Source organism: Flavobacterium sp. Root186 (genome assembly GCF_001428525.1).
Lineage (GTDB): Bacteria > Bacteroidota > Bacteroidia > Flavobacteriales > Flavobacteriaceae > Flavobacterium.
Window position 1 is genome coordinate 320,979 of record NZ_LMHW01000015.1, and the last position, 19,930, is coordinate 340,908.

A 19,930-nucleotide genomic window follows, 5' to 3' on the forward strand; every position below is an offset into this window, starting at 1 on the left:
GATCTAGCAAATGAGAGTGCTTCGTTCCTCGCAAGGACAAGATTGTGTTGATTTTTGATTCAGAAATCTAAAATTATAATTAATGCGCTTCTAACCAATCTTTACCCAAACCAAGTTCAACTTCTAAAGGAACCGCCATTTTAAAAGCATTTTCCATTTCGTGTTTAATCATTGGCTGGATTTTTTCTAATTCGTCGTTGTGCACATCAAACACAAGCTCATCATGAACCTGAAGTAACATTCTTGATTTCCAGTTTTCGTCTTGTAATTTTTTATGAATGTTAATCATCGCGATTTTAATTACATCGGCAGCACTTCCCTGAATTGGTGCATTTACGGCATTTCGTTCGGCGGCACTTCTTACAACGGCATTGGCAGAATTAATATCTTTTAAATAACGACGACGACCTAAAATAGTTTGTACATATCCATTTTCACGAGCAAAATCAACCTGATCCTGCATGTATGATTTTAATCTCGGATACGTTTTGTAATAAGCATCAATCAAAGCAGCACTTTCGCCGCGGGATAATGAAGTCTGATTACTTAATCCAAAAGCAGAAACGCCATATATAATTCCGAAGTTTACGGTTTTGGCGTTGCTTCTTTGCTCGCGCGAAACTTCTTCAAGCGCTACATCAAAAACTTTTGCTGCAGTAGCTCTGTGAATATCTTCTCCGTTTTGGAACGCTGCAATCATGTTTTCTTCACCACTCAAGGCAGCAATAATTCGTAATTCAATTTGCGAGTAATCGGCAGAAATTAAAGTGTGATTTTCATCGCGCGCTACGAAAGCTTTACGAATCTGACGGCCTCTTTCAGTACGAATCGGAATGTTTTGCAAGTTCGGATTATTAGAACTCAAACGTCCAGTTGCCGCAACGGTCTGCATATAATCGGTATGAACGCGCAACGTTGTTTTGTCAACTTGTTCCGGTAAAGCCAAAATATAGGTGCTTTGTAATTTCACCATTTGACGCCAGTCCAAAATTTGTTTTACAATAGGATTATCGTTTGCCAAATAAGTCAAAACTTCTTCTCCTGTTGCGTATTGACCGGTTTTGGTTTTCTTTTGCTTTGCTCCGCCAATTTTAAGTTTATCAAATAAGACATCTCCTAATTGTTTTGGAGAGGCAAGGTTGAATTTCTCGCCCGCTGTTTCGTAAATTTGCTCTTCTAAAGATTTGATTTCAATTTCCATCTCTCCAGACATTTGTTTTAAGAAATCAACATCCAGACGAATTCCTTCTGTTTCCATTGCAGCCAAAACGCTTACCAACGGAATCTCGATTTCATCAAACAGCTTTTTAGTCTCGGTTTTATCTAATTCTGCAGTAAAGATTTCTTTTAGTTGTAAAGTAACATCAGCATCTTCGGCAGCATATTCTTTAATATCTTCTAAAGGAACATCGCGCATCGAAAGCTGATTTTTTCCTTTTTTACCAATTAAAGTTTCAATAGATTTTGGAGAATATTTCAAATACGTTTCGGCCAAAATATCCATATTGTGACGCATATCCGGATTAATCAAATAATGCGCAATCATGGTGTCAAAAAGTTTTCCTTTTACTGTAACGCCGTAATTAGCAAGGATTTTTAAATCATATTTTAAATTCTGCCCAATTTTTTCGATGTTTTCATTTTCAAAAAAAGGAACAAACTTGTCAACTAAAACTTTTGCTTCTTCCTGACTTTCCGGAAACGGAACATAAAAAGCTTTTCCTTTTTCATATGAGAAAGACATTCCCACAAGTTCTGCATGTAAAGCATCGATTCCCGTTGTTTCCGTATCAAAACAAACCGAAGTCTGCTTTTGTAAATTCTGCAAAAGCAATTTAATTCCTAAGTCACCCTGAACGGTCTGATAAGAATGCTCAGTATTTTCTAAAGTATTATAAAATGAATTTCTTGCTGCTTCTGCACTTTCATCAAGAGTAGTGCCGCCTCCGCCAAAAAGATCAAATTGGTCTTCGTTCTTTGGCTGTGGCTTTTTGTATAATTTAGCGTCTGTAGCAGGAGCATTATTTGCTAATTCATTTCCGCCTCCAACTTTAAACAAGTTATCAAACTGTTCGGCCATTCTTCTAAATTCTAATTCCTGAAAAATAGCATCTGTTTTTTCGATATCAGGACGTGAAAGTTCGTAGTCGTCTTCATTAAAAACAACATCGCAGTCGCAGATAATCGTTGCCAGTTTTTTAGACAAAATACCTTTATCTTTATTCGCTTCGATATTTTCCTTCATTTTTCCTTTTAGTAAATGAGTATTATCTAAAAGGTTTTCCATTGTGCCAAATTCTTTCAGGAACTTTTTAGCGGTAACTTCACCAACTCCAGGCAGTCCCGGAATATTATCTACGGCGTCGCCCATCATTCCAAGAAAATCAATTACTTGTTCGGGTCTTTCGATTTCAAATTTTGCCAAAACCTCAGGGATTCCCCAAATTTCGATTCCGTTACCCATACGGGCAGGTTTGTACATGAAAATATTTTCAGAAACCAATTGAGCAAAATCCTTATCGGGCGTTACCATAAAAACCTTATAATTTTGTTTTTCGGCTTGTTTGGCAATAGTCCCAATTAAATCATCGGCTTCACAGCCTTCAATTTCAATAATCGGAATATGCATGGCTCTTAATAATTCCTGAATATACGGAACTGCAATTTTAATCGCTTCTGGCGTTGCATCACGATTGGCTTTATATTCTACAAACATTTCTGTTCTTACATGACTTCCTCCTTTGTCAAAAGCTACGGCCAAATGATCTGGTTTTTCTCTTTTAATAACATCCAAAAGTGAGTTCATAAAACCCATAATTGCAGATGTGTCCATTCCTTTTGAGTTTATTCTCGGGTTTTTTATAAAGGCATAATAGCCGCGAAAAATTAATGCATAAGCATCTAGAAGAAAAAGGCGTTTTTGAGTTGACATATAAAAAATATTAGTCTGTAAAAATAAACAATTGGGTTCTCAAAAATTAGACTAACAAGATTTTTTTTCCACCATAGATTTTTTTCCACCATATAAGTTATATAAGTTCATTTTAGTAGAGGTGCACTGCAGTGCGTCTCCGCATTTTAATATATAACGATTAGTTGCGTCCTATATATTAAATGAACTTATATAACTTATGCTTCAAAAACCGACAAAGCGTTAATGTCAAGTTAATTTTTTTTATTCAGGGATTTCTTCATTTTGTCTTCATGTTGCGAGGGTAATTTTGATCTGTAAAATATAAGGTATTTAATTTAAATCTTAGAAATCATGAGAAATTTATTTATGTTATTAGCAGCAGTTTTAGGAACAAGTGCAATGGTTCATGCGTTTCCTGCAAAAGATGGAAAAACAGTTCCTGCAAAAGAAGTAAAAGCAGCAAAACACCCAAAAAGCAAATCTGATAAAAAGGCAAAATCAGTAAAAAGTGAAGCTCCAAAAGCAGAAACAGTAAAAGCGAAAAAATAAACAAAAAAATAATTTAGAATAAAAGGTTGGTTAATTTAAAAATTAAAAGTTATGAAAAAATTAATTTTATTGGCGGTAGCAGTTTTAGGAACAACTGCAATGGTAAATGCTCAAACAACTCCAGCTCAGGCAGCGCCTGCAAAAGAGGTCAAAGCTACAAAACACCATCATAAAGGAAACAAAAAGGCAAAAGCTGAAGCTCCAAAAGACGAGGCTGCAACCGTGAAAAAATAAGAATTACTCTCGTTTTGTTTTCGAAGCATTGTAACGGAGGCAAAACAGGAATAATGATTATGATGAATGCGATTGAAGAAAGCTGATGAAGAAATTTGTCAGCTTTTTTTATTCGTTAATTTTTTAATAACACGTAACTGGACTTTTGATAATTGATTAATTTTAGTTGCGCTTAAATGCCTTTTTTATGAATGTTTTAATTGTTGAAGATAATAAAGAGCTTGCGGTAGAGGTTTATGACTTTTTGTGCAATGCGGGTTATATTTGTAAAATAGCCAATAACTGCGCCGATGCTCTTGAAGAATTTGCAAGTAATGATTATGATGCGATGCTGCTTGATCTTGGTTTGCCAGACGGAGATGGTTTTGAGGTTTTGCAGACGATTCGAAAAACAAAATCAAAAATTGCAGTAATTGTGTTAACCGCGCGCGGAGAATTAGATGACAGGATTAACGGACTTCATCTTGGTGCCGATGATTATTTGACGAAGCCTTTTGCGTTGACCGAATTGGCAGCCAGATTATTTGCTGTAATCCGACGTATTCATGGTTTTACTTTAAACAATTTAAGCATTCATGGATTTTTACTGCAGCTTCAGGATTATAAAGTGAGTTTTAATGATGTGCCTTTAAGTTTGACCAAAAAGGAATTTGATATTTTTCAATATTTGGTTTTGAATAAAAACAGGGTAATTACAAGACTGCAATTAACAGAACATATTTGGGGCGATATTCTGGAGGTAAACTCCGATTCTAACTTTATAGATGTACACGTTCGTAATCTTCGAAAAAAATTAGACAAACATACTTCGATTGATTGGTTTGAAACTGTTCGAAATGTGGGTTACCGTATTAATGAATAAATAGATTTTTGTGAAGATAAAACATCAATTGGCCATTTTTAATGCACTAACAAGATTGTTGGTGATTTTGGTTTTATGGCTTATGCTTCCTATTTTGGTCGAAAATGTGGTTTACAGACACATTAATAATGGGTTAATTGAAAAGAAAAAGAAATTCATTGATCATTTAAATCAGCAGGAAATTAATGATTTTATCGAAAATTCAGATGATTCGACCGAAACCTATTCGCAGTTTTCTACACTTCACAGCGAATTTTTAGTTCTTTCCAGAGTTCCCATAAAACCACATCAAAAAAGAACAACTTTTAGTAATGAATATCGAATTATTGAAGGTGAAGAAAATGAATATCGAATTCTGCAGCATCATTTTAGTTATCAAAAAGAAGAGTATCAACTCGAAATTGGGAGTAGTTTAAGCGAAGTAAAAGATCTTACTTTTATTATAAAGCTTTTTATAATTGTTGTTTTGGTAGTTATTCTTCTGGTGACTTTTTTGGCAGATACTTTTTATATCGAATATTTACTGAAACCTTTTTATAAAATTATTGATACTAAAATAAGGCGAGTTAATGAACCTGAGTTTTTTGATCATACGCCCATAAATGCAAAATCGAGAGATTTTAGAGAGTTAGATTTGGTTTTAAACCAAATGATGAATCGTATTGCAGAACTTTTTAAAAAAGAAAAACAGTTTATTTCTAATGTTTCTCATGAGCTTTTAACTCCAATTGCTTTATTGAAAAACAAACTGGAAAATTTATTGCAAAATGATTCTTTAGATGATAATGCGGTGGATAAAATCGCAGGTTCATTGAAAACGCTCGATATGCTGAAAAAGATCATTAATAATTTACTGCTCATTTCACGAATTGAAAACAATCAATATGAAGCCAACGAAAACATTAGTTTTCAGGAAATAATAAACGATCTGCAGGAAGATCTTCAGGATCGTATTGATGATAAAGGAATTGTCTTTGTTAATAAAATGGAACATGATTTTGCTTTTAGAGGGAACAAAACTTTAATTCATATTTTGATTTATAATTTAGTAACGAATGCCATAAAATATAATAAACCGGACGGAAGTATTATTGTTTCTGATGGCTTTTTGCAAAATCAATATTTTATTTCAATTACAGATTTGGGTATTGGTTTAAGTGAATCTCAAATCGAAAATATCTTTAACCGATTTGCCAGAGTAAGTTCTGATCAGGAAGGACAGGGGTTAGGCCTTGCAATTGCTAAGAGTATTGCTGTTTTTCATCATATAGAAATTAAAGTTAATTCTCTTATAAGCGAAGGAACAACATTTACTTTATTGTTTCCGGAGACGCAAAACACAATTAAAAGTTAATTTTTTCAGATTGGTTTAATCTTCATTTTGTCTTCATTTACTGATTCTATCTTTGAGGTATAAATAAAGAAATAGTAATCACAAAAATCAACAATCATGAAAAAATTAATTTTATTAGCGGTAGCAGTTTTAGGAACAACTGCAATGGTAAATGCTCAAACAACTCCAGTAAAAGAAACTCCGGCAAAAGAAGCAAAAGCGGCTAAAAAAGAGAAAAAAGCTGATAAAAAAGCTAAAAAAGCAGAAGCTAAGCCGGAAGCATCAAAAGCTCAAAAATAACACGATATAAGTTTATTGAATAAACTTTGTTGTAGACTAAAGGTTTTAAATAATTTGGCTGCAAAAGCTGATAGAGAAATCTATCGGCTTTTGCTATTATTTGAGTTAAATTTTTGATAATAAAAAGCGATAGAATATTCATTCTTTGTTACTTTGCTTAAAACTGTAAATAAATGATCCTTCGTTTTGTAATTCTATGTGCTCTTTTTCTATTTATTGAGTTCTATTCGTATCAAGCCTTTCGTACTTTAATTAAAATTAGATGGGTTTTGGTTAGCTATCAAGTTATAAGCTTACTTATTCTGCTATTTATTATCTATTCATTTTCTCAAGTTGATCGTTCGGTAGGGCAGACTAAACAGTTTATGTTTACTACAGGGCTGATGCTTTTGGTTTATGTACCAAAAATTGTTCTTACCTTAATAATGTTTGGAGAAGATATTATTAGAATTGGAGCGAGTATCTTAAATTATTTTATTTACAATACGCCGCGTAAAGAAATGATGCCGGATAGACGAAAGTTCATCAGTCAAATAGCTTTAGGATTAGCAGCGGTTCCATTTTTATCTTTGATTTATGGAATTTTCGAAGGAAAATATAATTTTAAAGTATTCAAGCAGACTATATTTTTTCCGGATCTTCCAGATGAATTTGATGGTTTTAAAATAACGCAGATTTCTGATGTTCACAGTGGAAGTTTTGATAATCCTGAGAAAATTAATTACGCAGTTGATTTAATTAATGAGCAGGAATCAGACATGATTTTGTTTACAGGAGATATTGTAAATACACATGCAAAAGAAATGCATCCGTGGCTGGAAACTTTTAATAGAATTAAAGATTATAAATACGGAAAATTTGCAGTTTTAGGAAACCATGATTACGGCGAATATGTAACGTGGCCTTCTGAAAAAGAAAAAGAGGAGAACTTTGCAGAAATCAAAAATCTTTATGGCAAAATAGGTTTTGATTTGATGCTGAATGAAAATAGATATATTCAAAAGGGGGCAGATAAAATTGCCTTGGTCGGCGTTGAAAACTGGGGACAGAATTTTAAGAAAGCAGGAGATTTAAATAAAGCTTCACAGGGACTTCAGCAAACTGATTTTAAAGTTTTAATGAGTCACGATCCAAGTCATTGGGAATATGAAGTAAAAAAAGATCCTAGAAACTTTCATCTAACGTTATCAGGTCATACGCACGGAATGCAGTTTGGAATTGAAATTCCCGGGTATTTTAAATGGAGTCTGGCGCAATACATTTATAAACAATGGGCCGGTCTTTATGAAGAAGCCGGAAGATATGTTTATGTGAACCGCGGATTTGGTTTTCATGCTTATCCTGGACGAGTTGGAATTATGCCTGAAATCACGGTTATTGAACTAAAAAAAGGTAAGAATGTGGCTTAATTCGTTAAAAATGCTACATTTGTATTAATTATATCTTTTTAATAGATTAAAAGAATTAAATTTTTGGTTTTATGTCAAAATTTGGAGAACTTATAAATGCTCAGGTTCCGGTGTTAATTGACTTCTACACAGATTGGAACGAATCATCAGTATTGATGCATCCGGTAATAAAGGATGTTGCGGCTGCGCTTGGAGACAAAGCGAAGGTAATTAAAATTGATGTTGATAAAAATCAGGAACTGGCCGAGGCATTACGAATTAAAGGACTTCCGACTTTAATGATTTACAAAGAAGGACAAATGATCTGGAGACAATCTGGAGAACTTGATGCAAATACACTTATCGGAATTGTTCAGGATCAATTCGACGTATAAAAAACTTCCGAAATAAGATATTGTTCAGATTTTCTAATGAATAATATCAAACTTATATCCATTCTCTTTTAAAAAATGCAGCGTTTTTGGTAAGGCAAATTTTAAATTTGGTGACGCTTTTATGCTGTCATGAAACACAATCACACTTCCTGATTTTACATTTTTAGTAACATTTTCAAGGCATTTTTCAGGAGTTATACTTTGGTCGAAATCGGCACTTAAAACATCCCACATAATTATTTTATAGCCTAGTTTTCGTAAAATCTTAGATTGCGCTTTTTTAATTTTCCCGTAAGGCGGACGAAATATTAAATTGTTAGGGTTTATTTCTTCTTCTAAAATCTTAGCACAGTTGTTTACATTTTCGATATAATCATTCGTGTGTATTTTCCACCCGTTTACGTGATTCATAGTATGGTTTCCAATGGAATGGCCATCTGTGATTAATTTTTCGAATAAGGATAAATTGGCTTTAATGTTTTTTCCAATACAGAAGAAAGTAGCTTTTGCATCAAACTTTTTTAGTTCAGATAAAACCCAGTCTGTAATCTCTGGAGTTGGGCCGTCATCAAACGTTAAGTATATTTTCTTTTCGTTGTTTGGAATATCCCAACAATATTTAGAAAACACCTTTTTAATAAATGAATTAGTTTTTACCCAATAAAAGCCCATTTTGATTTTATTTATATCTACGTAAAAATAAAAAATGCAGCGCTTTTTATCAAGAAGCACTGCATTTTTTTAATCAATATATTTTTCGTATATTATTATTCTTTTTCACGTCCAAAACGTTCAAAGACATTTACATACGTATTAAATACTGTTTTGTGCTTTTCGTAGAAAGCTTTGTCTTTATTTTCTCTCATAACATGAAGCAAACTTCTGTAGCGTTCAATGTCTGTAATAATATCCATTGCTAAATCAGTTTGGTCACCTGGAGGAAGAGTAGCGTAATAGTTTAGATTTTCTTTGTATTTATTTACCAGTTTATCTAATAAATCATGCGCTTTAGCTGTTTCTCCAACTTTATAATACCCACTGGCAAATGGCTCCACTAAAGAGTAATAACCAAATTTGTCCAATGGCATTTTAGTCATTGCTAAATTGATAATGTTTTTAGCTTTGTCTATTTTACCTTCGGCAATAAGTTCGTCTACTAAACGAGACAAATTAGTACGATATGTAATACTGTTTCTTCTGGTTTCAGGATCGTGATAGATTTTTTCGCTTTCGCTGTTGCCCCAATCCCATTTCATAACAATATCATACATTTTGTCGGCATCAATCTGTCCCATATCCATTGGCCCGCCGTCTTTAGAAGGTACGTTTCTAACAGGAACTAATTTATAAACCATGCCGTCTAACTGCAGATAGTCTTTTAGCCATAAATAATCTTCATCGTCAAAAGCGCCTCCGCTAAAATAAATTGGACGTTTCCAGTTGTTATTAGCAAGGATATCCAGCATCATTAATCTGTTTTTGTAAAGTGCACTTCCTTTAATGTCAATATCCATATAAGGAACAATTGAGTCATTATATTTAGGATTTACAACTTTATTTTTAAGAATGATGTTTTTGTCAACATTCACTCTAATTTTATTTGTTGGATAAAAGTGAATCGTTTGTCCGTTTTGTAAACCTACGGTTGATTTTGGGTTTTTGATAAAATCAAGGAAATCTTTGATGTTCCAGCGTGTTTCTATCTTAGGAATATGAGCTACATAATCTAATTTATCTCCAACATATTGATCATGTGTAAATGATATCGGTAAAGGATCAGATTCATATGATTTTGCTTTCATTTGATCAATATACCAATCCGTCATGAAAAGACTTGTATTTACGATCTTAACATCGGTTCTAAAATGTTCGATTTCCTGTGCATACCAAAGCGGGAACGTATCGTTGTCTCCAATAGTAAATAAAATAGCATCCTTATCACACGAACTCAGATAAGCTTTTGCCATTGCAACCGCAGTATATCTGTTTGATCTGTCGTGATCGTCCCAGTTTTGAGAAGCCATTAAAACCGGCGCTGCTAATAAACTTCCTGCAATAATAATTGGCCCGGCAATTTTTGGAGCAATATATTTCTGAATACTTTCATATAAAGAATAAACTCCAAAGCCAATCCAGATGGCAAAGACATAAAAAGATCCAACCAGTGCATAATCCCTTTCACGAGGTTCAAAAGGTCTTTCATTCAAATAGATTTTTAAGGCAATTCCGGTAAATAAGAATAAGGCTAAAAGAACATAAAAACTTTTAAGGTCTTTATTAGCATGATACATTATTCCAATTACCCCTAAAATGAAAGGAAGGAAATAGTAAACATTACGGCCTTTGTTGTTTAAAACATCAGATGGTAATTTATCCTGAGAACCCAAATGAACAGAATCAAGAGCCTTGATTCCACTAATCCAGTTTCCGTCTAAGTTGTCATATTTCCCTTGAACATCACTTTGGCGTCCAACAAAATTCCACATCAAATATCTCCAGTACATATATCCAAATTGGTATTCGAACATAAAACTGAAATTGTCACCAGTAGTTGGTTTTTCTATGATTAAATAATCTTTATAACTATTTAAGAATTTAACATAGCCTTCATTGTCAATTTGCTTTTGAGCGTAAGCATTTCTGAATTCAGAAATTGTTTTTTCTACTTCATTACGAAGCTGACTTGTTGCTTTGTTATATTCTTCTTCTGTTAATTGACTTGGATCAATTCCATATTTTCCTAAATCTTCCTCATAATTATATTCTGGATTGATTCTGAATTTAGGAGGATGTGTGAAACTGATATAGTTTTGAATGTGCCCGGTTTCTGTACTCCACATTCTTGGCAGAATCGTTTTTTGATTGTCATCACTGTTTTGCTCTGCGTTTTTATAATTGTTGGTAATAACATATTTACCGGTTTTATAATCTCTCTCGTAGTTAGGTTTTTTGTCTAAATATGGGACATCAGCATCAAGCCCAGAGAAAACCTCAGTATATTGAGGGCCATAAAATAATGGGTTTACACCATATTGTTCACGATTGTAATAGGCTAAAACCTCGGCAGCATCAGATGGTTTGTTTTCGTTGATTACGGTATTGGCATTTGCACGAACAGGAAGCATAATCCAGGTAGAAAAACCAATTAATATAAATAAGATACAAAGGACAATAGTATTGTAGTTTATTTTAAAGTTTGATTTATTTGCTTCAATTTTTAAAGGATCTTCCCCGTACTTATTTTTGCCGTAAGTTCCTTTTTCAAAGATTAGACTTCCAAAAATCAAATATATATTATAACCAGGGATGAATTGAGAGATTCCGCTTTTCTCAGTATCGTGTAATCTTTTGGTGGTTTGAAGTATAAAAAAGATGATTACTGGTAATCTAATTAAAAATCTCAAAAAGAAACTAGAGTCTGAAAAATTAATTTCAACAAAGAGAGTATATAATATAGATATTATTAAACTAAAAATATATTCAGTTCTAGATATTCTACCAATATAAGTAAAAGGTTTTTTGAAAATAGTTTGTAGAAATTCGTTATTAATTCTTGTGTATTTTAGTCCAAAATAAAAGAATGCAATAAGAAGTGTGGTAACAAAGATAGTACCTGAGTTAAAAGGTAACCCTAAATTGTTTACCATAAAAATTTCGGTTTTACCAAAGAAAGCCATCGTTAAAGGCAAAAGTAATTTAAAGATAAACAACAAAATTCCAATTACAACTACGTTGGCAATAAGGAAATTTTTAATCGTAACTTTTTCGTAATGCTTAAAGTAATAAAGAAATCCAATTGACGGAATCGTTAATAGCGCCATAAAGTGAACTCCAAAAGAAAGACCGACAACCAAAGAAATCATTAATAACCATTTGTCACCTTTTGGTTTTTCCATATCTTGTTCCCAGCGTAATCCCAGCCAAAAAAGCAATGCAATCAATAAAGAAGCCATTGCGTAAACTTCTGCTTCGACAGCATTAAACCAAAAACTGTCAGAGAAAGTATAGGCTAAAGCTCCAACAAAAGAACTTCCTAAAATAACAATAGAATTATTTTGATCGATTTCGGCAAAACGTGCTACGATTTTCTTTAAAATCATAGAAGAAGACCAAAACATAAATAAAATTGTAAATGCACTAGAAAAAACAGACATCATATTTACCATTACGGCTACATGCTGGGCATCTATCGCAAACATGGCAAAGAATGCTCCCATCATTTGGAATAAAGGTGCTCCCGGCGGGTGGCCAACTTCTAGTTTAGCTGCAGTGGCAATATATTCGCCACAATCCCAAAAGCTCATTGTAGGTTCGACAGTTAATGTGTAGGTAATTAAAGCGATTGCAAATGCAAACCAACCAATAATTGTATTCCATTTATTGAAATTGAATTGTGCCATATTTAGGTGTTAAAATTTTGTGTGTTTTTCTATCCTACAAAGAAAATGTTTTTTTGTGTAAAGAAACGAGCATTAACAAAAAATTCTATAATAACTATTTGTAAATATTAATGTATTGTGTATAAGGCTCTTTGGAAAAAGTGCGAGACTTTAAAATGAAAAAGAATGAAAAAAAAATATTTTTTTTGACAAAAAAGTTTGCGCAAACTAAATAAAACCTTAAATTTGCACTCGCTTAACAGCACTGCTGGTCTATGGTGTAATGGTAACACAACTGTTTTTGGTGCAGTCTTTCTAGGTTCGAGTCCTAGTAGACCAACGTAAAAAGCCTCTCAATCGAGAGGCTTTTTTTATGCAAAAAAATTGGCTTAAAAATTTGCACAATTTAAATAAAGGTTTAATTTTGCACCCGCTTAACAGCATTGCTGGTCTATGGTGTAATGGTAACACAACTGTTTTTGGTGCAGTCTTTCTAGGTTCGAGTCCTAGTAGACCAACATAAAAAGCCTCTCAATCGAGAGGCTTTTTTTATGGAATAAATTTAAAGATTATAGTATTGAAATAAATAAATGATACTGCTTCTCAAATATAATGACAAAACGTAAATATTCATCAAATTATTGCAAAGCCCTTTTTAAATTCGATGAATATTTTTTGAATAAAAATACATTTTTATTGTTTGTCAATAAAATTTTATTATTTTTGGTGTATCAACTTAAATTTGAGCAATGATGTCAAAAACAAACAACTTCGTATTTTGGGGCTTATATATTGTAGCCTGGCTTATTTTTGTCGGCTTGAGCATTGAAGCAGGAGGCTTAATAGTAAATTTCTTTTTCAGTCTGTATAATCCTGAATTTGTCCAAAATCTTTATCAAAAGTTGGACTTAACTGAAATGTATGGCAGTAGATTAGCTTTTTTTGGTACCTATAGCTTTATTCTAACCATTTCAATTTTAAAAGCTTGCCTGTTTTATATAGTTATCAGGCTAATGCACGCAATGGATTTGTCAAAACCGTTCAGCACTTTTGTTGCGAGACAAATTTTGCAAATTAGTTATTACACCTTTTCAATCGGACTATTAAGTTACATTGCCAGACAGTTCGCTAAAAATTTAATGCATCACGATTTTGTTACCGACAATCTAAACCAATTTTGGGCAGACAGTCAAGCATTTATTTTAATGGGAGCTGTAATCTATATTATTGCGACTATTTTTAAAAAAGGAGTAGATATTCAAAACGAAAATGATTTAACTGTTTAAGCTATGGCAATTGTAATAAATTTAGACGTTGTAATGGCTAAACGAAAAATGTCACTTAATGAACTTTCTGATAAAGTTGGATTGACTTTATCGAACCTTTCCATATTAAAGACAGGAAAAGCAAAGGCAATTAGATTTAGCACTTTGGAGACAATTTGTAATGTATTAGAATGCCAGCCAGGTGACATTTTGGAGTACGTTAATGATGAACAAGAAACAACGACCCGATACAAAAGTTTGGTGTAATGGAAGGTGAAGTGCGATATTTGAGCTTTAGAATTCTAATCAATATTTGCCTTGAATGCCTCAGCTTCAGGCAATCTATGAGCTGAAGCTGTTGATGTTTAAGTGCTTTATTATTCTTTGTTTTGGCTGCTTTTTCCCTCAATTAGGATGCTTTTCTCATTATCGCATTGCTCATCTTTGTGCTCTAAAATTTAAACAAAGATAATGGAGTGCGTTTGATAAATTATTTGAGCCATTATTTCTTCATTAGGATTTTGGTTTAAATTTTTAAGGTAATAACGGGTTTTATCGCGTGATTTACTAAGCCTTCGCTTATGCTTCCGTTAAAAAAGTGTGCAAAGCCGGTTCTTCCATGAGTACACATTCCAATAATATCGGCATTTATGCTGTTAGAGAAATTGATAATTCCTTTTTCAATATTGGTGTCGTTGTAAATATGTGTGTCGTAATTTGTAAGATTGAAATGATTGGTAAAATCATTAATTGCTTTTTCGATTACATGTGTGGGTTTAAAGCTGTTGGGTGTGCAAATTGTAACTAGATGTAGTTTTGCGTCAAATGATTTATTAAAGTTTAAAAGTTTTTCAAAGGGTTTTTTTGTTTCTTCTGTGAAATCAGAAGCAAAAACAATATTTTGAACATTAAAATCTGAAATATCTTTTTTGATGACTAAAATAGGAATTTCTGAATTTCTTACGACTTTTTCAGTATTTGAGCCAATTAATAATCCTTCAAACCCAGAAGAGCCATGTGAGCCCATAATGATTAAATCAATATTGTAATCTTTGCTTACTTGAGTAATGCCGTGAATTGGTTTATCCATTTTTACAACTTCTGTGACCTGAATTCCGTCAAGAAAAGAACTTTGTGAGATTATGTCAAGAGTTTCGTTTGCTTTTTGCATAAAAAGCATAGTTTCGGGAATGCTTACACCTCCAAATATTGCATCGTTTGTTTGATGCGGGAATTCGAGCATATGTAAAATAATGATTTCAGAATCGTTTTTTTTGGCGATTTGAGCTGCGATTTTTAAGGCGTGTTCTGCATGTTCTGAAAAATCAGTAGGTACTAAAATTCGTTTCATAATTTTCGGGTTAAATTATTAGAATAATATGTTTTGAACGCTACTATAAAGATAAGAAATATTTTTAGAGCAATCTATTTATTTGATTTATAAAAAAATCACTATATTTGCACCGTTATTTATTAAAATCTAAATAATGAGGGGACTAATTGTCCCCTCTTTTTATAAAATTATGACATTTAAGGAAAAAGTAAACGAATTAATTACAGAAGCTCTTCTGGAAAAGCCATCGATCTTTTTGATTGATCTTGCAGTTTCGGATTCTTTTAAAATTAGTGTTGGTTTAGACGGAGATAATGGAGTGGCGCTTCAGGATTGTATTGACATTAGTCGTGCAATCGAGAATAATTTGGATCGTGAAGAGCAGGATTTTTCACTTGAAGTGGCATCAGTTGGAGTAGGTTCTCCCTTGAAATTGATAAGACAATACAAGAAAAATATTGGTAGAGCGTTGATTGTTACTACAAATAATGAAAAAATTGAAGCAGAATTAGTAGAAGCTAACGATGTTTTTATAATTTTGTCTTGGGAGGCGAGAGAACCGAAAAAAGTAGGAAAAGGAAAAGAAACAGTTCAAAAAGAACAACAAATACCTTATACAGAAATTAAAGAGGCAGTTGTTACAGTAACATTTTAATTAAAGAATTCGCATGGAAAATTTAGCATTAATCGATTCATTCTCGGAGTTTAAAGATAATAAACTTATTGATCGTGTAACGCTTATGGCAATTTTAGAGGACGTGTTTAGAAATGCATTGAAGAAAAAATACGGTTCTGATGATAATTTCGACATCATTATAAATCCTGACAAAGGAGATATGGAGATTTGGAGAAGAAGAGTTATCGTTGCTGACGAAGATCTTGATTTTGAAAATGAAGAAATTACTTTGACTGAAGCAAGAATGATCGAAGCGGATTTTGAAATTGGTGAAGAGGTTTCTGAAGAGGTAAAATTAATTGATTTAGGAAGAAGAGCTATTTTGGCTTTGCGTCAAAACTTAATATCTAAAATTCACGAACACGATAATACAAATCTTTACAAGCAATTTAAAGATATTATCGGTGATATTTATACTGCCGAAGTGCACCACGTTCGTCCTAGAGTGGTTATCTTAGTTGATGATGAAGGAAACGAAATTGTGCTTCCAAAAGAAAAACAAATTCCATCTGATTTTTTCCGTAAAGGAGATAACGTTCGTGGAATTATTGAAAGCGTTGAATTAAAAGGAAATAAACCTCAAATTATTATGTCAAGAACTTCTGAAAAGTTCTTAGAGAAATTATTTGAACAAGAAATTCCTGAAGTATTCGACGGATTGATTACAGTTAAAAATGTAGTGCGTATTCCTGGTGAAAAAGCAAAAGTAGCGGTAGATTCTTATGATGACAGAATTGATCCTGTTGGAGCTTGTGTTGGTATGAAAGGGTCTCGTATTCACGGAATTGTTCGTGAATTAGGAAATGAAAATATTGACGTAATCAACTATACAAATAATATTCAATTGTTTATTACAAGAGCATTAAGCCCTGCTAAGGTTTCTTCTATCAAAATTGATGAAGAGAACAAAAGAGCTGAAGTTTTCTTGAAATTAGAAGAAGTTTCGAAAGCAATTGGTAGAGGGGGTCACAATATTAAATTAGCAGGTCAGCTAACAGGTTACGAATTAGATGTTATTCGTGAGGGAGATGTTGCAGGGGCAACTGCTGATGAAGACGATGTTGAATTAACAGAGTTCTCAGATGAAATCGAAGACTGGGTAATTGAAGAATTTGCTAAAATAGGTTTAGATACTGCGAAAAGTATCTTAAAACAAGAAGTAGAAGATTTAGTAAGAAGAACGGATTTAGAAGAGGAAACTATTCTTGACGTTATGAAAATACTAAAAGAAGAGTTTGATAACTAATTATCTGCTCTAACAACACAACGAAAAAGGTAATAATAAAAAGGTTATATGTCTGAAGAGAGAGTAATAAGAATAAACAAGGTTTTAAGGGAATTAAATATCTCGTTAGAAAGAGCTGTTGATTATCTAAAAGATAAGGGAATTGCTATTGATGCAAATCCAAATGCTAAAATTTCTGACAGCGAATTTAATATCCTGCAAAGCCAATTTGCGGGCGATAAGGGGAATAAGGAAGCTTCTAAAGAAGTTGGAGAAGAGAAAAGAAAAGAAAAAGAAGCATTGCGTGTTGAGCGCGAGAAAGAAATTGAGGACAAACGCAGACAAGACGAAGAGCGTCAGAAACAACAAGAAATCATTAAAGCGAGAGCTGTTGTTACTGGACCTGTTCAGGTTGGTAAAATTGATTTAAATCCCAAAAAACCTGCAGTTTCTCCAGAAGAACCAGTTAAGGCTGAAGAGCCTAAAACTGTTACTCCATCTCAAACAGAAAAACCTGTTCAAAAAGAAACTACACAGTCAGAGCCTGTTGCTCCTGTAGTATCTGAAGAGAAAAAGGTGGAAAAACCAATTATTACAGAGAAAAAAGAAGTAAAAGCTGAAGTTGTTTCTAAAACAGCACAAGAACCAGTTGTTTCAACTGATCCTGCAACTGCTGAAGAAACGATCACTACTCAATATCAAAAATTATCAGGAACTACTCTTACTGGGCAGACAATTGACTTATCTCAATTTAACAAGCCTAAGAAAAAGAAGGAAGAGCCGAAAATTACTCCAAATAAACCTGGAGCTCCGGGAGCCGGAAATAATAATAATAATAATAACGCTAATAAAAATAAGCGTAAAAGAATCGCTCCTAAACCTGGTGCGGCGGGTGCGCCAAAGCCTGCGACAGGAAATGCGCCGGGAACACCAAATCCTAATAAAATTACTCCAAATACTGGAGGTGGAGGCTTTAATGCTAACAGAAGTGCAAGACCTGGTTTTGTAAAAGGAAACCGTCCTGCAATTGTGGCAAAAGTAGAGCCTACTGAAGAAGAAGTAAAAAACCAAATTAGAGAAACTCTTGAAAAACTTCAAGGTAAAGGAGGTAAATCTAAAGCTGCTAAATACAGAAGAGATAAAAGAGAAACGCACCGTCAGAAATCTGATGATGAGCAAAGAGCTCTTGACGAAGGAAGTAAAACTATTAAAGTTACAGAATTCGTTACAGTTGGTGAAATCGCAATAATGATGGATGTGCCGATTACTAAAGTAATTGGAACTTGTATGTCTCTTGGAATCATGGTGACAATGAATCAGCGTTTAGATGCTGAAACATTAACTATTGTTGCGGATGAATTTGGTTATGAAGTTGAATTTATTACTGTCGATATCGAAGAAGCTATTGAGGTAGTTGAAGATAAAGAAGAAGATTTAGTTACAAGAGCGCCTATTGTTACTGTAATGGGTCACGTCGATCACGGTAAGACCTCTTTACTGGATTATATTCGTAAAGAAAATGTTATCGCTGGTGAGTCTGGAGGTATTACACAGCACATTGGAGCTTACGGAGTAACTCTTGATAATGGTCAAAAAATCGCATTCTTAGATACACCGGGTCACGAGGCGTTTACCGCAATGCGTGCACGTGGAGCTCAGGTTACCGATATTGCTATTATCGTAGTAGCTGCGGATGATGATATCATGCCACAAACAAAAGAAGCAATTTCTCACGCACAAGCTGCGGGAGTGCCAATTATATTTGCAATCAATAAAATTGATAAACCAAATGCTAATGTTGAGAAAATCAAAGAGCGTCTGGCTAGTATGAATTTACTTGTTGAAGATTGGGGTGGAAAAATTCAGTCACATGATATTTCTGCAAAAGTTGGAACGGGTGTAAAAGAATTATTAGAGAAAGTTTTATTAGAAGCTGAAATCTTAGATTTAAAATCCAATCCAAATAAAGCGGCTCAAGGAACTGTTGTTGAGGCTTTCTTGGATAAAGGAAAAGGATATGTGTCAACAATTTTAGTTCAGCATGGAACCCTTAAGGTTGGAGATTATATGCTGGCTGGGAAACACCATGGTAAAGTTAAGGCGATGCATGATGAAAGAGGGCATATTGTTTTAGAAGCTGGCCCTTCGACTCCGGTATCTGTTTTAGGTTTAGATGGAGCTGCTACAGCAGGTGATAAGTTTAATGTATTTGAAGACGAAAAAGAAGCAAAACAAATTGCATCTAAACGTTCTCAATTAATGCGTGAACAATCTGTACGTACTCAACGTCATATTACACTTGATGAAATTGGACGTCGTATCGCTCTTGGTCAGTTTAAAGAATTGAACGTAATCCTTAAAGGAGACGTTGACGGATCTGTTGAAGCATTATCAGATTCGTTCTCTAAACTTTCTACGGAAGAAATTCAAATTAATATCATACATAAAGGAGTTGGTGCAATTACAGAAACTGACGTTATGCTGGCTTCTGCATCAGATGCGATTATTATCGGATTTAACGTTCGTCCTGCTGGAAATGCAAGACAACTTGCTGATAAGGAAGAAATCGATATCCGTTACTATTCTATCATTTACGCGGCAATCGATGACTTGAAAGATGCGATGGAAGGAATGTTAGCTCCTGAAATGAAAGAAGAAGTTTTAGGAACTGCAGAAATCCGTGAGATTTTCAAAATTTCTAAAGTAGGTTCAATCGCTGGTTGTATGGTAACAGATGGTAAAATCTTAAGAACTTCTAAAATTAGAGTTATTAGAGATGGGGTTGTAGTTCATACAGGTGACCTTGTTGCTTTAAAACGATTCAAAGATGATGTTAAAGAAGTAAGTAAAGGTTATGATTGTGGTATTCAAATTAAAGGATTTAATGATATCGAAATAAGCGATGTTATTGAAGCTTACCATGAAGTAGCAATTAAAAAGAAATTGAAATAATATTCAAATTTATATGTAAAGTCCCAATGAAAATTGGGACTTTTTTTATGCGCTCTTGGTGTAGATTTTTCTGTTTGATGTGGTTTATAAATATATGTAACTAACTCAAAATTTAGTATTATTTT

Annotated in this window: 16 protein-coding genes and 2 tRNA genes; 14 read left to right on the forward strand and 4 right to left on the reverse strand. The window is 33.4% G+C overall.

Annotated elements, in window-relative coordinates; translation table 11 throughout:
* Nucleotides 1–79 precede the first annotated feature (79 nt).
* Nucleotides 80–2,932: a DNA polymerase I gene (gene polA, locus ASD98_RS20500; protein ID WP_056208145.1), complete on the reverse strand. Its 2,853-nt coding sequence runs from the start codon at nucleotides 2,930–2,932 to the stop codon at nucleotides 80–82.
* A gap of 333 nt (nucleotides 2,933–3,265) precedes the next feature.
* Between polA and ASD98_RS20505 the strand changes: the two genes are divergently transcribed.
* The 7 genes from ASD98_RS20505 (at nucleotide 3,266) to ASD98_RS20535 (ending at nucleotide 7,975) form a co-directional block, all read left to right on the forward strand.
* Entirely contained in the window at nucleotides 3,266–3,463 is a 198-nt protein-coding gene (locus tag ASD98_RS20505; RefSeq protein ID WP_056208149.1) for a hypothetical protein, read from the forward strand.
* Nucleotides 3,464–3,514: 51 nt separating this feature from the next.
* Nucleotides 3,515–3,697: a hypothetical protein gene (locus ASD98_RS20510; protein ID WP_053474401.1), complete on the forward strand. Its 183-nt coding sequence runs from the start codon at nucleotides 3,515–3,517 to the stop codon at nucleotides 3,695–3,697.
* 187 nt (nucleotides 3,698–3,884) lie between these two features.
* On the forward strand, nucleotides 3,885–4,559 hold the full coding sequence (locus ASD98_RS20515; RefSeq protein ID WP_053474400.1) for a response regulator transcription factor: 675 nt from the start codon (nucleotides 3,885–3,887) through the stop codon (nucleotides 4,557–4,559).
* 10 nt (nucleotides 4,560–4,569) lie between these two features.
* Nucleotides 4,570–5,913 carry a cell wall metabolism sensor histidine kinase WalK gene (locus tag ASD98_RS20520; protein ID WP_242412144.1) on the forward strand — a complete coding sequence of 448 codons (1,344 nt, stop codon included), beginning with the start codon at nucleotides 4,570–4,572 and terminating at the stop codon, nucleotides 5,911–5,913.
* Between the two features lie 96 nt (nucleotides 5,914–6,009).
* Nucleotides 6,010–6,192, forward strand: a complete 183-nt coding sequence (locus tag ASD98_RS20525) for a hypothetical protein (RefSeq protein ID WP_056208152.1) — start codon at nucleotides 6,010–6,012, stop codon at nucleotides 6,190–6,192.
* 173 nt (nucleotides 6,193–6,365) lie between these two features.
* On the forward strand, nucleotides 6,366–7,601 hold the full coding sequence (locus ASD98_RS20530; RefSeq protein WP_056208156.1) for a metallophosphoesterase: 1,236 nt from the start codon (nucleotides 6,366–6,368) through the stop codon (nucleotides 7,599–7,601).
* Nucleotides 7,602–7,672: 71 nt separating this feature from the next.
* On the forward strand, nucleotides 7,673–7,975 hold the full coding sequence (locus ASD98_RS20535; protein ID WP_053474396.1) for a co-chaperone YbbN: 303 nt from the start codon (nucleotides 7,673–7,675) through the stop codon (nucleotides 7,973–7,975).
* A gap of 33 nt (nucleotides 7,976–8,008) precedes the next feature.
* Here the strand turns inward: ASD98_RS20535 and ASD98_RS20540 are convergent, their stop codons facing one another.
* Together ASD98_RS20540 and ASD98_RS20545 are read right to left on the reverse strand one after the other, a co-directional pair.
* Nucleotides 8,009–8,647: a polysaccharide deacetylase family protein gene (locus ASD98_RS20540; protein WP_056208160.1), complete on the reverse strand. Its 639-nt coding sequence runs from the start codon at nucleotides 8,645–8,647 to the stop codon at nucleotides 8,009–8,011.
* A 95-nt stretch (nucleotides 8,648–8,742) separates the two neighbouring features.
* On the reverse strand, nucleotides 8,743–12,375 hold the full coding sequence (locus ASD98_RS20545) for a protein O-mannosyl-transferase family (protein WP_056208163.1): 3,633 nt from the start codon (nucleotides 12,373–12,375) through the stop codon (nucleotides 8,743–8,745).
* A gap of 248 nt (nucleotides 12,376–12,623) precedes the next feature.
* Here ASD98_RS20545 and ASD98_RS20550 point away from each other — a divergent pair.
* The 4 genes from ASD98_RS20550 (at nucleotide 12,624) to ASD98_RS20565 (ending at nucleotide 13,886) form a co-directional block, all read left to right on the forward strand.
* Nucleotides 12,624–12,694: transfer RNA gene (locus tag ASD98_RS20550), tRNA-Gln, on the forward strand.
* Between the two features lie 107 nt (nucleotides 12,695–12,801).
* Nucleotides 12,802–12,872: transfer RNA gene (locus tag ASD98_RS20555), tRNA-Gln, on the forward strand.
* Between the two features lie 231 nt (nucleotides 12,873–13,103).
* A complete protein-coding gene (locus ASD98_RS20560) occupies nucleotides 13,104–13,640 on the forward strand; it encodes a DUF2975 domain-containing protein (RefSeq protein WP_242412145.1) in 537 nt (178 codons plus the stop codon).
* A 3-nt stretch (nucleotides 13,641–13,643) separates the two neighbouring features.
* Complete coding sequence (locus tag ASD98_RS20565) at nucleotides 13,644–13,886, forward strand: helix-turn-helix transcriptional regulator (protein ID WP_056208169.1); 243 nt, start codon at nucleotides 13,644–13,646, stop codon at nucleotides 13,884–13,886.
* Between the two features lie 259 nt (nucleotides 13,887–14,145).
* Here ASD98_RS20565 and ASD98_RS20570 read toward each other — a convergent pair whose 3' ends face one another.
* Entirely contained in the window at nucleotides 14,146–14,970 is an 825-nt protein-coding gene (locus ASD98_RS20570) for a universal stress protein (protein WP_056208172.1), read from the reverse strand.
* A 172-nt stretch (nucleotides 14,971–15,142) separates the two neighbouring features.
* Here ASD98_RS20570 and rimP point away from each other — a divergent pair, with 172 nt between their 5' ends.
* From rimP to infB, 3 genes are read left to right on the forward strand one after another with little or no spacing between them, the layout of a single operon-like run.
* A complete protein-coding gene (gene rimP, locus ASD98_RS20575; RefSeq protein ID WP_056208246.1) occupies nucleotides 15,143–15,607 on the forward strand; it encodes a ribosome assembly cofactor RimP in 465 nt (154 codons plus the stop codon).
* Between the two features lie 13 nt (nucleotides 15,608–15,620).
* Nucleotides 15,621–16,874: a transcription termination factor NusA gene (gene nusA / locus ASD98_RS20580; protein WP_053474392.1), complete on the forward strand. Its 1,254-nt coding sequence runs from the start codon at nucleotides 15,621–15,623 to the stop codon at nucleotides 16,872–16,874.
* A gap of 48 nt (nucleotides 16,875–16,922) precedes the next feature.
* Nucleotides 16,923–19,805: a translation initiation factor IF-2 gene (gene infB / locus ASD98_RS20585; protein WP_056208175.1), complete on the forward strand. Its 2,883-nt coding sequence runs from the start codon at nucleotides 16,923–16,925 to the stop codon at nucleotides 19,803–19,805.
* Nucleotides 19,806–19,930 lie beyond the last annotated feature (125 nt).